12 protein-coding genes are annotated in these 12,177 nt (G+C 57.1%); 6 read left to right on the plus strand and 6 right to left on the minus strand.

Annotation, left to right across the window (positions count from 1 at the left end; translation table 11 throughout):
• Positions 1-19 precede the first annotated feature (19 nt).
• Positions 20-1,543 carry an amino acid ABC transporter permease/ATP-binding protein gene (locus C1N64_RS06990; protein WP_033738506.1) on the minus strand — a complete coding sequence of 508 codons (1,524 nt, stop codon included), beginning with the start codon at positions 1,541-1,543 and terminating at the stop codon, positions 20-22.
• A gap of 418 nt (positions 1,544-1,961) precedes the next feature.
• On the opposite strand from C1N64_RS06990, the gene C1N64_RS06995 reads away from it, so the two are divergent.
• The 5 genes from C1N64_RS06995 (at position 1,962) to argE (ending at position 6,697) form a co-directional block, all read left to right on the plus strand.
• Positions 1,962-2,873 (plus strand): LysR substrate-binding domain-containing protein, encoded by a 912-nt coding sequence (locus C1N64_RS06995; protein ID WP_033738508.1) that lies wholly within the window; start codon positions 1,962-1,964, stop codon positions 2,871-2,873.
• A 246-nt stretch (positions 2,874-3,119) separates the two neighbouring features.
• Positions 3,120-4,385, plus strand: a complete 1,266-nt coding sequence (locus C1N64_RS07000) for a flavin-containing monooxygenase (protein WP_164482983.1) — start codon at positions 3,120-3,122, stop codon at positions 4,383-4,385.
• 17 nt (positions 4,386-4,402) lie between these two features.
• Positions 4,403-4,837, plus strand: a complete 435-nt coding sequence (locus tag C1N64_RS07005) for a RidA family protein (RefSeq protein ID WP_054632950.1) — start codon at positions 4,403-4,405, stop codon at positions 4,835-4,837.
• On the plus strand, positions 4,834-5,508 hold the full coding sequence (locus C1N64_RS07010) for a DUF1028 domain-containing protein (protein ID WP_162286961.1): 675 nt from the start codon (positions 4,834-4,836) through the stop codon (positions 5,506-5,508). The genes C1N64_RS07005 and C1N64_RS07010 overlap by 4 nt, the downstream gene beginning before the upstream one ends.
• On the plus strand, positions 5,486-6,697 hold the full coding sequence (argE, locus tag C1N64_RS07015; RefSeq protein WP_394515354.1) for an acetylornithine deacetylase: 1,212 nt from the start codon (positions 5,486-5,488) through the stop codon (positions 6,695-6,697). Before C1N64_RS07010 ends, argE begins: the two co-directional genes overlap by 23 nt.
• A gap of 27 nt (positions 6,698-6,724) precedes the next feature.
• Here argE and C1N64_RS07020 read toward each other — a convergent pair whose 3' ends face one another.
• Complete coding sequence (locus tag C1N64_RS07020; protein ID WP_172913494.1) at positions 6,725-7,498, minus strand: HalD/BesD family halogenase; 774 nt, start codon at positions 7,496-7,498, stop codon at positions 6,725-6,727.
• 98 nt (positions 7,499-7,596) lie between these two features.
• On the opposite strand from C1N64_RS07020, the gene C1N64_RS07025 reads away from it, so the two are divergent.
• A complete protein-coding gene (locus C1N64_RS07025) occupies positions 7,597-8,499 on the plus strand; it encodes a LysR substrate-binding domain-containing protein (RefSeq protein ID WP_172913493.1) in 903 nt (300 codons plus the stop codon).
• A 90-nt stretch (positions 8,500-8,589) separates the two neighbouring features.
• Here C1N64_RS07025 and hpxZ read toward each other — a convergent pair whose 3' ends face one another.
• From hpxZ to C1N64_RS07045, 4 genes are read right to left on the minus strand one after another with little or no spacing between them, the layout of a single operon-like run.
• Positions 8,590-8,973 carry an oxalurate catabolism protein HpxZ gene (gene hpxZ, locus C1N64_RS07030; RefSeq protein WP_006118021.1) on the minus strand — a complete coding sequence of 128 codons (384 nt, stop codon included), beginning with the start codon at positions 8,971-8,973 and terminating at the stop codon, positions 8,590-8,592.
• Positions 8,970-10,370: an AtzE family amidohydrolase gene (locus tag C1N64_RS07035; protein WP_394515355.1), complete on the minus strand. Its 1,401-nt coding sequence runs from the start codon at positions 10,368-10,370 to the stop codon at positions 8,970-8,972. The genes hpxZ and C1N64_RS07035 overlap by 4 nt, the downstream gene beginning before the upstream one ends.
• Positions 10,367-10,549, minus strand: a complete 183-nt coding sequence (hpxX, locus tag C1N64_RS07040) for an oxalurate catabolism protein HpxX (RefSeq protein WP_033738521.1) — start codon at positions 10,547-10,549, stop codon at positions 10,367-10,369. The genes C1N64_RS07035 and hpxX overlap by 4 nt, the downstream gene beginning before the upstream one ends.
• A gap of 12 nt (positions 10,550-10,561) precedes the next feature.
• Positions 10,562-12,148: a gamma-glutamyltransferase family protein gene (locus C1N64_RS07045; RefSeq protein ID WP_006118024.1), complete on the minus strand. Its 1,587-nt coding sequence runs from the start codon at positions 12,146-12,148 to the stop codon at positions 10,562-10,564.
• Between the last annotated feature and the right edge of the window lie 29 nt (positions 12,149-12,177).

The following is a 12,177-nucleotide window of genomic DNA, read 5'->3' on the forward strand; positions in this document are numbered from 1 at the left end:
CCTCGTGATTAATACATCGTTACGCCAGCGAGACATCCTTCAGAAAAGCTTCCACGCGCGGATGCTGGCCATCGCGTAGAGCCTGCGGCGCGTCGTCACAGACCACGCGTCCTTTTTCCATAAAGACAATCCGGTCAGACACCTTGAAGGCGAAGTTCATCTCATGGGTCACGATCACCATGGTGATGCCCTCGCTTGCCAGGGCTTCAATGACCTGAAGCACTTCATTCACTTTTTCGGGATCCAGCGCAGAGGTGGGTTCATCGAACAGCATGATTTGCGGACGCATCATCAAGGCACGTGCGATAGCCACGCGTTGCTGCTGACCGCCGGAGAGCTGATGAGGGTACTTCCACGCATGGTCGAGCATGCCGACTTTAAAAAGCAGCGCAGCAGCCTGCTGTTTTAATACCGCGGCAGGCGCGAGCTTGTGATAGCGAGGCGCCAGCAACAGGTTGTCCATAACGCTGAGATGACTGAACAAATTAAAGCTCTGAAAGACCATCCCGATATTAAGACGATGCTCTGCATGCTCAACGAAGCGTGGCTTGCGTTGCTCTCCCTGCTGACTGAGATGAATAAAGGGTTTTCCGTTAATACGAATTTCACCGTTATCGATCTGCTCCAGACCATTAAGCAGGCGAATCAGCGTGGTTTTTCCTGAACCTGAAGGCCCGATTACGGAAACCACTTCGCCAGGATGGATCTGCAGGTTAACGGCGCCCAGCACTTCAACATTGTTGTAAGCCTTGTGCAGACGCAGGGCCTGCAACGCTGGTCCGCTGGCGTGAAACGCCTGACGGACAGGATTCACCGCTGCGCGTTGTGCGAGTTCGAAAAGATGTGCATCAGGTTTGCCGGACGGTTGGCGTTGTGTCACGTCCAGATAGCGCTCCAGCTGTTTCAGCAGGAAGTCAAAGACGGTAACGATCAGCACGTAATAGAAGGCCACTGCCGCCATGGTTTCCATGACCAGAAAGTTTTGCGAGTAGAGTCGCTGGCCGACCATCAAAATTTCGGTAAGCGAGATAACAGAGACCAGTGACGTCAGCTTCACGATCGCGATGTATTCATTCGCCAGTGCCGGTAAGGCCACACGCAGTGCCTGCGGGATAATGATGCGCCACTGAATGCCTGCATAGCGTAATCCCAGTGCCCGGGCAGCCTCGCTCTGGCCTTTGGGAATCGCCAGCAGCCCGCCACGGTGAATCTCTGCGATATAGGCGCTTTCACACATGGTCAGCGCAATAAATCCTGCCCAGAATGGATCGCTCAGTACCGTCGACGTGGCGGGCAATGCCTGAGGCAGGTTATAAACAAAGATCAGCAGCACCAGCAAAGGCAGGCTGCGAAAGAGCCAGATATAAAACCGGGCCGGCAGCGTCAATAAGGGATGGCGCGACTGCTTGGCCAGCGCCAGGATAAATCCCGCAATAATGCTCGTTCCCCAGGTCAGCAGGCTCAGTTTGATGACAGTCCATGTCGCCAGCCAAAAATTAGCGTCGCTAAACAGACTGAACATATAGTTCCAGTTAAATGTCATGGGCTTGCTCACATTAAACAGAAGGGGTGAATAATTCTGTAATTCACTATGGCGGCAGGACGGGAACGATAGCAATTAGTAATTTGCTGGCTTCTGATTTTAAAAAAACTATCCAACTGTTATATCCCTTTTTAAACGGTGTCTTTTTAACAGTGCAGGGCAATAATTAACGTATTCTTTCCCTGTTTGCGCTTATTTAGGGCAGCACGCTGATCATTGCGACGCAGGGTGAGAGTTATTGGTGCAATTTCTTTTTGATGATTACGTTTCTGCCAGACGTAAAAAACAGGTGGAATGGCGTTAATACATAAACGGCGTTCAGGTGGAACGGGCAGGTAAGTGGCACAGCATTTGCAGTGCTGCTTAGGCCGGAACGAAGCAAGGTGTCTTGCTGACCATAAAAAACAGAGGTAACGCCATGAGTCGCTTTACACTTAAACAGCTCAGATATTTCGTCGCCGTGGTGGAGACGGAAAGCATTGCGGAAGCCTCGCGTCAGTTGCATATCGCCCAGCCCTCCATTTCCGTTTCCATCAAAAATCTGGAGGACGCCTTCGATCAGCAACTGCTCATCCGCCATCACGCACAGGGTGTTTCGCTGACGCCTGGCGGCCGCCGTTTTTACGAAAAGGCGCAGGAGCTGCTACGTCTGACACACGAGTTTGAGCAAAACTCACGAGCAGATAACACCCTGATTTCAGGCACCATTGCGGTGGGATGCTTTGAATCTGCGGCGCCGCTGTATATGCCCAAACTGATAGCCGGGTTTAAAAAACACTATCCGGATATTACCATTGAACTGTACGATGGCGAGCAGCATGAACTGATGCATGGACTCCATCGCGGACGTTTTGATCTGGCTTTTCTCTACGATCTCGAGCTGGATAACACCATTCAAAAAACCACGTTAAACGCTCCGCATAAACCTTACGCGCTCCTGCCGGTAAACCATCCACTGGCACAAAAATCCCTGGTCACGCTGCGTGAGCTGAGTCAGGAACCTATGATTTTGCTGGATGCGGTACCCAGCAGGAATTACTTCATCAATATTTTCAAAAGCAAAGGGTACCACCCGCAGGTAGCCTACAGTTCGCCCTCCATTGAAATGGTGCGTTGCATGGTAGGACAGGGGCTGGGGTTTTCAGTTCTGGTCACCCGCCCCTGTACTGATGTGACTTATGACGGTGAAAAGCTGGCGCAGATTGATATTGAAGATGATATGGAAGCCTCGACGTTAATCATGGCCTGGTTAAGTCATAATGAACCGACGCGACCGACAAAACTTTTTATGGACTATTGCCAGAATAGTGCGTTGGGGCCCACCGTGTAAAAAGTGCCGCGCAATTACCGTGCTGTTTGGTAAGAAAAAGAAATGTATTTGCGGTAAATCACATCGGCTAATTTCGCGCTTTATTCGCTGAGTGGCTTTAATAACCGGGCACGTATCTTCTGCTTATTAATTTCTTATTCAGATATTAGCTTTATAATATTTTACCCATTCATCTGCCTCAAATAGTCTTGGCGCTGGCGCGTGTCAGGAACACGTCATTAAAACGTCGGGCTTGAGGATGATGGAATGACAATATCAGAGCAAGAAACAGATACCCTGGTGATTGGGGCAGGGCAGGCCGGCATCGCCATGAGCGAGCACCTGGGGCGGCTCGGCATTCCGCATTGCGTGCTGGAAAAAAATCGTATTGCCGAAGCGTGGCGGACCCGGCGCTGGGACTCGCTGGTCGCCAACGGCCCGGCCTGGCACGATCGGTTTCCCGGCATGACTTTTCCGGGGCAGGATCCTGACAGCTTTGTGCCTAAAGAACAGATCGCTGACTATTTTGAAGCGTATGTGCAGCACATCGAGGCGCCTGTCAAAACGGGCGTCGAAGTCATCAGCGTGGTACCGCGTGTCGGGCGCAGCGGGTTCGACGTCTCAACCTCCGCTGGTCCGATCGTTGCCCGGCGCGTAGTCGTCGCCACAGGGCCTTTTCAGAAGCCTGTGATTCCCGCCATTGCGCCCACGGATACGCGATTCACCCAGTTACATTCGGCGGACTACCGTAACCCGCAACAACTGCCTGAAGGTGGTGTGCTGGTTATCGGCGCGGGCTCGTCAGGGGTGCAGATTGCCGATGAGCTTCAGCGTGCAGGAAAAGACGTGTGGCTCTCCGTTGGTCCCCACGATCGTCCGCCTCGCCGCTATCGCAACCGGGACTTTTGCTGGTGGTTAGGGGTCCTTGGCCTGTGGGATGCGGCAGCCAGCCAACCGGGGAAAGAACACGTCACCATCGCGGTCAGCGGCGCGCGCGGCGGGCATACCGTCGACTTTCGCAAACTGGCGGAACAGGGCATCAACCTGGTCGGATTGACGGAGCGCTTTTCCGGCGAGGTCGTGACCTTTAAGCCCGATCTGGCGCAAAACATTGCCGCAGGCGATGAAAACTATTTATCCCTGCTGGATGCGGCCGATGCCTGGGTTGAACGCCATGGCCTGAATTTACCCGAGGATCCGGCCGCACGCACCTTTCTGCCCGATCCGGAAAGCGTCTCGCATCCCGTGCAGTCGCTCAATCTGGTCCGTGCAGGGATCACGACGCTCATCTGGGCGACAGGCTATGCCACGGATTATACCTGGCTGAAGGTTAACGCCTTTGACGAGAAAAACAGACCTCTCCATCAACGCGGCGTCTCCCCGGAGTCCGGACTCTATTTCCTCGGGCTGCCCTGGCAGTCGCGCCGCGGCTCCTCGTTTATCTGGGGCGTGTGGCATGACGCAAAGTATGTTGCCGACCATATTGCTATTCAGCGCCAGTATCAGGATTACCGTGCCGCGTCAGAAAACTGAACCAGGAGACTGCTGTTATGCCAACCCATACTCGTATTCGGATGTTTAACACCAAAGAAACGTACCCTAATCAAACGCTGGACAACGATCTTTGCCAGGCCGTACGTGCAGGTAACACAGTGTACCTGCGCGGCCAGGTCGGCACTGACTTCGACGGTAATCTGGTTGGCCTGGGCGATCCGGCCGCGCAGGCGGCGCAGGCGATGAAAAATGTGAAGCAACTGCTGGAAGAGGCGGGGAGCGATCTGTCGCATATTGTCAAAACCACCACGTATATAGTCGACCCGCGTTATCGCGAACCGGTTTACCGGGAAGTCGGAAAGTGGCTAAAAGGTGTTTTCCCCGTCTCAACAGGGCTGGTGATTTCGGCTCTGGCACAGCCGCAGTGGCTGATGGAAATTGATGTCATTGCGGTGATTCCGGATGACTGGAAACGTGGAGCAGACCAATGACCTTATCAGTGACGGCACGGTGTGAAGAAACCGGTCAGCTCGGCATCGCTATCAGTTCATCCAGCATTGCGGTAGGCGCGCGCTGCCCCTGGCTCCAGGCCGGCGTGGGTGCCGTATCCAGCCAGAATATTACGTTGCCCTCTCTGGGGCAGCAGATTCTGTTGCATCTGGATCAGGGCAGCGATCTGAACGTGGCGCTAAAGCGGGCGCTGGCTGGCGACAGATTCAGTGATTACCGCCAGGTCGCCGCGATTGATATTCAGGGTAACACGGCGTTTTTCAGTGGCAGCAAGACGCTGGGTATCTGGAGCATGGCCGAAGGAAAAAACTGTATCGCCGCAGGCAATATGCTGGCGAACAAGGGCGTAACGGCATCCATGTGCGCGGCCTTTGAAGCGGCCTCCGGTGAACTCGCCAGTCGGCTACTTGCCGCCCTTCAGGCCGGCGTGGCGGCAGGCGGAGAAGCCGGGCCGTTACATTCTGCTGCGCTCAAACTCGTGGATGATTATCCCTGGCCGCTGGTGGATCTGCGCATCGACTGGACCGGGCACGACCCTGTCGGGCAGTTGACACAACTGTGGCTTGCCTATGAACCTCAGATGGAAGCCTATGTCACGCGCGCGCTGGATCCGCGTGAGGCACCGGCCTATGGTGTGCCCGGCGATGAATGAGAGGTTACGGGCGCTTCTGGCCTCCCTGCTGGCCTTTGACACAACCAGTCGGGTGTCAAACCTGGCCCTGATCCAGTTTATTGACGACTACCTGACTGACAGAGGCATAACGACGCAGTGGCTGTATGACGACAGCGGTAAAAAAGCCAATCTGTATGCGCGTCTGGGGCCGGAGGGCGAAGGCGGCGTTATGCTGTCAGGGCATACGGACGTGGTGCCGGTTGAGGGGCAAAACTGGTCCGTGCCGCCTTTCGCCCTGACGGAACGTGACGGACGATACTACGGTCGGGGAAGCGCCGATATGAAAGGCTTTATTGCCTGCGTGCTGGCCATGCTGGATGCGTTTCTTCAGCAGCCCCTGCGCATGCCTTTGCATCTGGCGTTTTCCTGTGACGAAGAGGTGGGGTGCCTGGGCGTGCGCTCGCTGGTGGCGATGCTCAATGCCTCACCGGCAAAACCGGCGATGTGTATTGTGGGTGAGCCGACCGCCATGCAGCCGGTTTACGGACATAAGGGAAAACGGGCGGTGCGCTGTCGGGTGCAGGGCCACGCCTGCCACTCTGCCTATACGCATCAGGGCGTGAATGCGGTTCACTACGCCGCCCGGTTAATTGCGCGTCTTTTGCAGCAGGAAGAAGCGTTAAAGCAGCAACGTGACGAACGGTTTGAACCGCCTTACAGCACGCTGCAGATTGGCACGATTCAGGGCGGGACAGCACTGAATATTGTTCCTGAGACCTGCCAGTTTGATATGGAGTGGCGAACGCTGCCTGGTACGGATGCTCAGGCGCTGTATGACAGCGTACGCCACTTCGCCGAAGCAGAACTGGTGCCTGAAATGCAGCGCACTGAACCGTTGTGCAACATTACCTTTCAACCACTGAGCGACTACCCCGGCTTATTGACCGATCCGCAGACCGATTTTGCCCGCTGGCTGGCGCAGTGGAGCGGACATAACGAGTTCGCTACGGTCGCCTTTGGCACCGAAGGGGGATTATTTGACGAGATTGGGGTAGCCACGTTGGTCTGCGGGCCGGGAAGCATGGAACAGGGACACAAAGCAGATGAGTTTGTCAATCTTGAACAGCTTGAACGCTGTATGGCAATGCTACAAAACCTGCGTCAGTGGATGGCGGTAACGTCCACCAATAAAGCCACGCAGGGTGGAGCGCGCCGCGCGGCCAGATGATCGGCAAAAAACGTTTGCGGGTGCGGTTTACAACCGGCCGTAAAACGTCAGGCGGGCCGTTTCCGACAGGGCGATGCCGGGCGCGGTATTGTAGGCCAGCACCGCCAGCATGCGCGTGACGTCGCCTTCTGTGGGCGTCACGCGATGCAGTGAATTTCGCCCACGAAACAGTACCAGGTCACCGGCATCCATAGCCAGTTCATCGACGGGGTGCTGTTCATCGAGCACGGCGGCCACGCCCGCGTAATTCATTTCGCCTGCATCAGCATCCCGCAGGTCTTTCACATACTGAAATCGTCCACCGCCCAGCGGTTTCTGCACCAGCAACGTGATGGCAAACGAGGAGTTATCAAAATGCCATCCCAGCTCTTTACCCTGTGGCGCATAGTGCAGGTTAATCGAAGACAACGGGTCGGCGTAGGGATACAGCGCCTCTTCGTCCAGCACTTCGCATAAGAAAGACTGAAACAGCGCATCGTCATACAACTGACGCAGCGGGGAATCCGCTGCAATCATATCGTCCGTAATGCACCCTTTGGTGCTGTTCACTTCGCGGTTGCGTGGATGGCTGTCGCTGAAGCCGGCATCCGTTTTCATCAGGTAAACGTTGTGCTGACTGACAGTGTAATAAGCCCGATCGCGCTGCGCATTGCCTTCTGCGACGATGGCCTGCAGGGCGGCAGGCTGCAAAAAATGACGCAACACCAGCGCGCCGTGTTGATTAAGTTGCCTGCGACAGTCTTGACGCCAGGCGTGGTCGGTCAGAGGATGTAAGTCAGTACGTACCAGGGCTTTGGGCATCGTCGCGGTCTCATAATGAAGGGATGAATTGTCACACTAGCCTGCCCGGCATCAGCTGAATACCAATAAATCGTTAATACCCTGATAAGGAATGCTTAATGCCCAACCCGTCATCGCGCTTGCCTAAAATCAACGTGATTCAGTCATTTAAAGTGGCTGCGGAAACCGGCAGCCTGACCAGGGCCGCGGCACAGCTGGCCTTAACCCCTGCGGCGGTGAGCCAGCAAATTCGCCAGCTTGAAGATCATCTTGGCTGCGTCCTGTTTTTACGTACGCAACAGGGCGTGATGCTGACGGAGACGGGCAAGCAGTATCTTCGCTATGTCACGGAAGCCTTTGCGGTTCTCCAGCTTGGTCAGCGTAACATAGGACGCACTGAGACCGCCGCACAGCTTACGCTTTACACGCTGCCGGCGCTGGCGTCGAAATGGCTGTTGCCACATCTGTGCCGCTGGCGTGAACGCTGTCCGGATGTCAGTCTTTCCTTACATGGCACGCACGCGGAGGTGGATTTTGCTCAAACGCCGGCCGACTTTGTGATGTGTTTCGGCGAGGAGGCGTATCCCAGACTGAATAAAGCGTATCTGTTTCATGATGAGGTGCTCCCGGTCGCCAGCCCGCGGCTGATCGACGCCTTTTCCCGCGAGGATCTGTTACGGCATGCGCCGCTGATTCATCTCGACTGGGGCAAAGAAGGGCGCTTTTTGCCAGACTGGCCGGGCTGGTTTGAGGCGAAAGGAATGGCTGTGCCAGCAACTCGTCCAGCCATGACCTTTAACCTGACCTCGCTGGCGATTGATGCCGCCGTGGCCGGCGCTGGTGTGCTGCTGGGACAGCGCCGGATGATCGCCCAGGCGCTGGACCGGGGCGAACTGGTCATTGTAGATGCGCTCGCGTTGCCGCTCAGCAAGCCCTATTATCTGGCCTGGCCGAATCGCACGCTGAACCAGCCTGGCGCAGAAGCAATGATCGCCTGGTTAGGCGAGCTCGCCGCCCTGTAGAGCGGCGTAGGGGGTGCAGTTGAGCGCTTTCGCGGCGTGAAGCGTTAGACTCAGGCCTCCCGGCCTTAACATATGACTGCTCCGCCGGGCTTAGCTCATCAGACTGACCTGCGCTGCCACGATGCGCCAGCCCTGCGGAAACTTCACCCAGGTCTGTTGCTGACGGCCAATTTTCTCCGTGCCCGCCCGGGTAAATTCGGTGCTGCACACCGCATACGCGTCACCAAACGTGGTGATCACCGTATTGCGCAGCGTGCGGTCCAGCCCCGCCGACGGTCTTGCCGCGCGAAACGCGCGGATTTCATCGATGCCGTACAGGTTCTCGCCAGCGCCTAAGCGCACGGTCCGCGGATCGTGCCAGAACAGCTCATCCAGGACGGCAATGTCGTTGCCCGTCAGCGCCTTTTCATAACGGTAGAACGCGGCGGTAACGGCGTTCAGCACCTCGGGAAGATTAATCGCGTCAGTATTCATTGTCCTCCTGCCCTGCGGGTGGGCGAAAATGTCAGTCCTTGTTGTTCAAGGGCACAGGCTGCGCGTAAGACAGCCTGTTCGTTAAAGGGGGCGCCAATTAACTGTACGCCAATCGGTAAACCGCTCGCCGTCGTCAGCGGCACAGTACAGACGGGAAGTCCAAGGAAGGAGATCGGCTGCGTCAGCATGCCCATGCTGGCTTTCGTCGGCAGATTCTGCCCGTTAATGGCAATCGTTTCCTGACCAATTAACGGCGCGCTACATGGCGTGGCAGGGGCGATAAGCACATCGTACTGCGCAAATAGCGGGACGACCTGCTGCTGAAAGTGGCGGCGGAAGCGCTGGGCCTGAACATACCATGCCGCGGGCAGCATCGCACCAGCCAGCAGGCGTTCACGCGAATGGGGCTCAAACAGGTCGGGCTGCTGACGCAGCGCAGGCAGGTAATGATTGCCGCCTTCAGAGGCGGTCATAATAAAGGCGGCCGAGCGCGCTAACTCAGCCTCCGCGATTACCACGTCGTCCTGAGCCTGTAACGCCTGCGCCACCTGTAATTGCGCCGCGCGGGCATCATCATTACACCAGGTCGAAAAGAAGCCGCCCAGTACGGCGCAGCGCAAATCCTGTGCACCGTTTTTCAGCTGCGGTAAGGTGGCTGCCAGCGGGCGATCGGCCTGGAAGGCATCCGTGCTGTCGTGCCCTTGCAGCAGATCGTAAACCAGGGCCAGATCGTCCACCCGACGGGCAAAGGGACCGATATGATCCAGACTGGCGACAAACGGATGGCTGCCGCTGCGGGATAAGCGGCCAAAAGTCGGTTTCAGGCCAAAAATCCCACACAGGGAAGCCGGGACGCGGATTGAGCCGTTGGTGTCCGTCCCCAGCGAGAAAGGCACCAGTCCCGCTGCCACGGCGGCGGCCGAACCGCCGGATGAGCCGCCCGCAATGCGCGCCAGATCATGCGGGTTGTGCGTCGCCCCGTAGTGGGTATTTTCGGTGGTAAAACCGTAGGCATAGGCATCCATGTTGACCATGCCGGAAAGCAGGGCACCGGCCTGCTGAAGTTGGGTGATGGCAAAGGCATCCCGGGTTGCGGCCGGACGCTGACGAAACAGTCTGGCCCCCGCCAGGGTAGTGTACCCCTGCACGTCAAACAGGTTTTTTACCGCATAGGGAATGCCCGCCAGCGGCGGCAAGGTCTCGCCGCGCAGGCGTTGCTTGTCTATCGCATCCGCTTCCTGCACCATCCGCGTTGCGGTGATATCCGTCCAGGCATTAAGCTGCGGATTCTGTTTCTCAATCGCGGTCAGTGTCTGCTCCGCCACTTCACGGGCGCTGATATCACCGTGCTGAATCGCCTGCTGAAGTGCCTGAATGGAAACCTCGTCTGGTCTCATGCTTTGTACACTCCTGCGACTTCGAGCCGGTCGTCCAGCGGATAAGCCATCAACGGGGCCGCCATATCGGCAATGCGCGTCATCTGTTGTAGCAGGGCGACACGGCGATCTTCGTCCAGTTCCACGTTCAGGATTTGCTCCATTTGGGCAATATAGGCTGCCCAGTCACTCTGATTCATGATTTACTCCTGTCAGAAACCGGCGGCGCTGCCGTTGCTGCGCGGATCGCTTGCGCCTTCAAACATACCGTTGTTGTGACGAACAATGGCACCTGCATGGCCGACGGCCTCACTGTAGGCCGGCAGCGACTCCACGTCATGTCCTAACGCACGTAGCGCCTCCAGGGTGTCGGGCGCGAAGCGACTTTCCAGTTTGAGCGAGTCCGACAGCTGGCCCCAGGTCCGCCCCAGCAGCCAGCGAGGTGCGCTAACGGCCTGCTGCAGCGGCAGGCGCTGAATAACATGGCGGGTAAAAATGGCTGCCTGAGTTTGCGGCTGGCCATCGCCGCCCATGGAGCCGTATACCATGGTGCGACCATCCTTCAGGCGTGCGGCGGCAGGATTCAGCGTATGGAAGGGTTGTTTACCGGGCGCCAGCGCCAGCATATGGTCGGGATCGAGGCTAAAAGCCGCGCCCCGGTTTTGCCAGACAAGTCCGGTGCCGGGCACCACTACACCGCTGCCAAACTCATGATAAATACTTTGGATAAAGGAAACGGAAAGCCCGCTGCTGTCCATCACGCCCATCCAGACGGTATCGCCAGGCCCGCGACCAGTTCCCCAGGGCGCGGCGCGATCATCCTGAATCTGGCTGGCGAGGGTGGCGAGGGTTTCGCCGTCAAGCAATGCCTGCAGATCCTCAACCACATGGCGGGGATCGGTAATATGCTGATCCCGAAGGGCAAACGCTTTTTTGGTGGCTTCGACGATACGGTGGATCGTCTGCACCTCATCTGCGTTCGCCATGTCCAGATGATCCGTGATGCCCAGTATGGCCAGCGACACCATACCTTGTGTCGGTGGCGTGATATTCCAGATATCGCCTTCGCTGTGGCGAATATGGAGCGGCGTGACGCGGCGAGCCCGTTGCTGCTGTAAATCGGCCAGGGTGATGGGAATGCCCAGATTGACCATTTCTTCCGCAAGGTGCTGTGCCAGCGTGCCGCGATAAAAACTGTCCAGACCTTCTTCGCTCAGCAGGCTCAATGTACGTGCTAAATCAGGCTGGGTGAAACGGCTGCCTTCCGCTGGCACATCGCCGTCCGGTAAAAACGTGGCGGCAAAGCCAGGCAGATGCTGTAGCTCGTCGCGCTTCGTCCGCGTCGCCGCGGCTTGTGAGGCGGTGACGGGAATGCCATCGGCAGCATAGCGAACAGCATCGCGGAGTAAGCGCGGTAAAGGCAGGGTGGTTCCCCCCAGTTCTGCGGACAGGTCCAGTGCCGCCTGCCAGCCGCTCACCGTGCCCGCCACCGTCAGGGCCGCTTTAGGCCCACGATGCGGGATATGGGTTTCCCCCTTATAGAAGTCAAAATTCGCCAGCGAACCCGCTCTGCCACTGCCATCAATGCCAACCGGATCGCCTTTGCCTGGCATGATCAGCCAGAATCCGTCACCGCCCAGCCCATTCATGTGCGGATAGACCACCGCAATCGTCGCCGCGGCGGCCACCATGGCCTCAATCGCGTTCCCCCCTTCCCGCAGTACCGCCAGCGCACTTTCACTGGCCAGATGATGCGGCGTCACGGCCATGCCTAACGGGGCCAAATTGCTCTGAATCATGCTCTTCTCATTCTGTTTTTCAGGGTACA

It is taken from the genome of Pantoea sp. SGAir0215, assembly GCF_043543215.1.

Coding starts and splice junctions, on each gene's coding strand:
- C1N64_RS06990 (WP_033738506.1), bottom strand. CDS start 1,543: ATGACATTTAACTGGAACTATATGTTCAGTCTGTTTAGCGACGCTAAT.
- C1N64_RS06995 (WP_033738508.1), top strand. CDS start 1,962: ATGAGTCGCTTTACACTTAAACAGCTCAGATATTTCGTCGCCGTGGTG.
- C1N64_RS07000 (WP_164482983.1), top strand. CDS start 3,120: ATGACAATATCAGAGCAAGAAACAGATACCCTGGTGATTGGGGCAGGG.
- C1N64_RS07005 (WP_054632950.1), top strand. CDS start 4,403: ATGCCAACCCATACTCGTATTCGGATGTTTAACACCAAAGAAACGTAC.
- C1N64_RS07010 (WP_162286961.1), top strand. CDS start 4,834: ATGACCTTATCAGTGACGGCACGGTGTGAAGAAACCGGTCAGCTCGGC.
- argE (WP_394515354.1), top strand. CDS start 5,486: ATGGTGTGCCCGGCGATGAATGAGAGGTTACGGGCGCTTCTGGCCTCC.
- C1N64_RS07020 (WP_172913494.1), bottom strand. CDS start 7,498: ATGCCCAAAGCCCTGGTACGTACTGACTTACATCCTCTGACCGACCAC.
- C1N64_RS07025 (WP_172913493.1), top strand. CDS start 7,597: ATGCCCAACCCGTCATCGCGCTTGCCTAAAATCAACGTGATTCAGTCA.
- hpxZ (WP_006118021.1), bottom strand. CDS start 8,973: ATGAATACTGACGCGATTAATCTTCCCGAGGTGCTGAACGCCGTTACC.
- C1N64_RS07035 (WP_394515355.1), bottom strand. CDS start 10,370: ATGAGACCAGACGAGGTTTCCATTCAGGCACTTCAGCAGGCGATTCAG.
- hpxX (WP_033738521.1), bottom strand. CDS start 10,549: ATGAATCAGAGTGACTGGGCAGCCTATATTGCCCAAATGGAGCAAATC.
- C1N64_RS07045 (WP_006118024.1), bottom strand. CDS start 12,148: ATGATTCAGAGCAATTTGGCCCCGTTAGGCATGGCCGTGACGCCGCAT.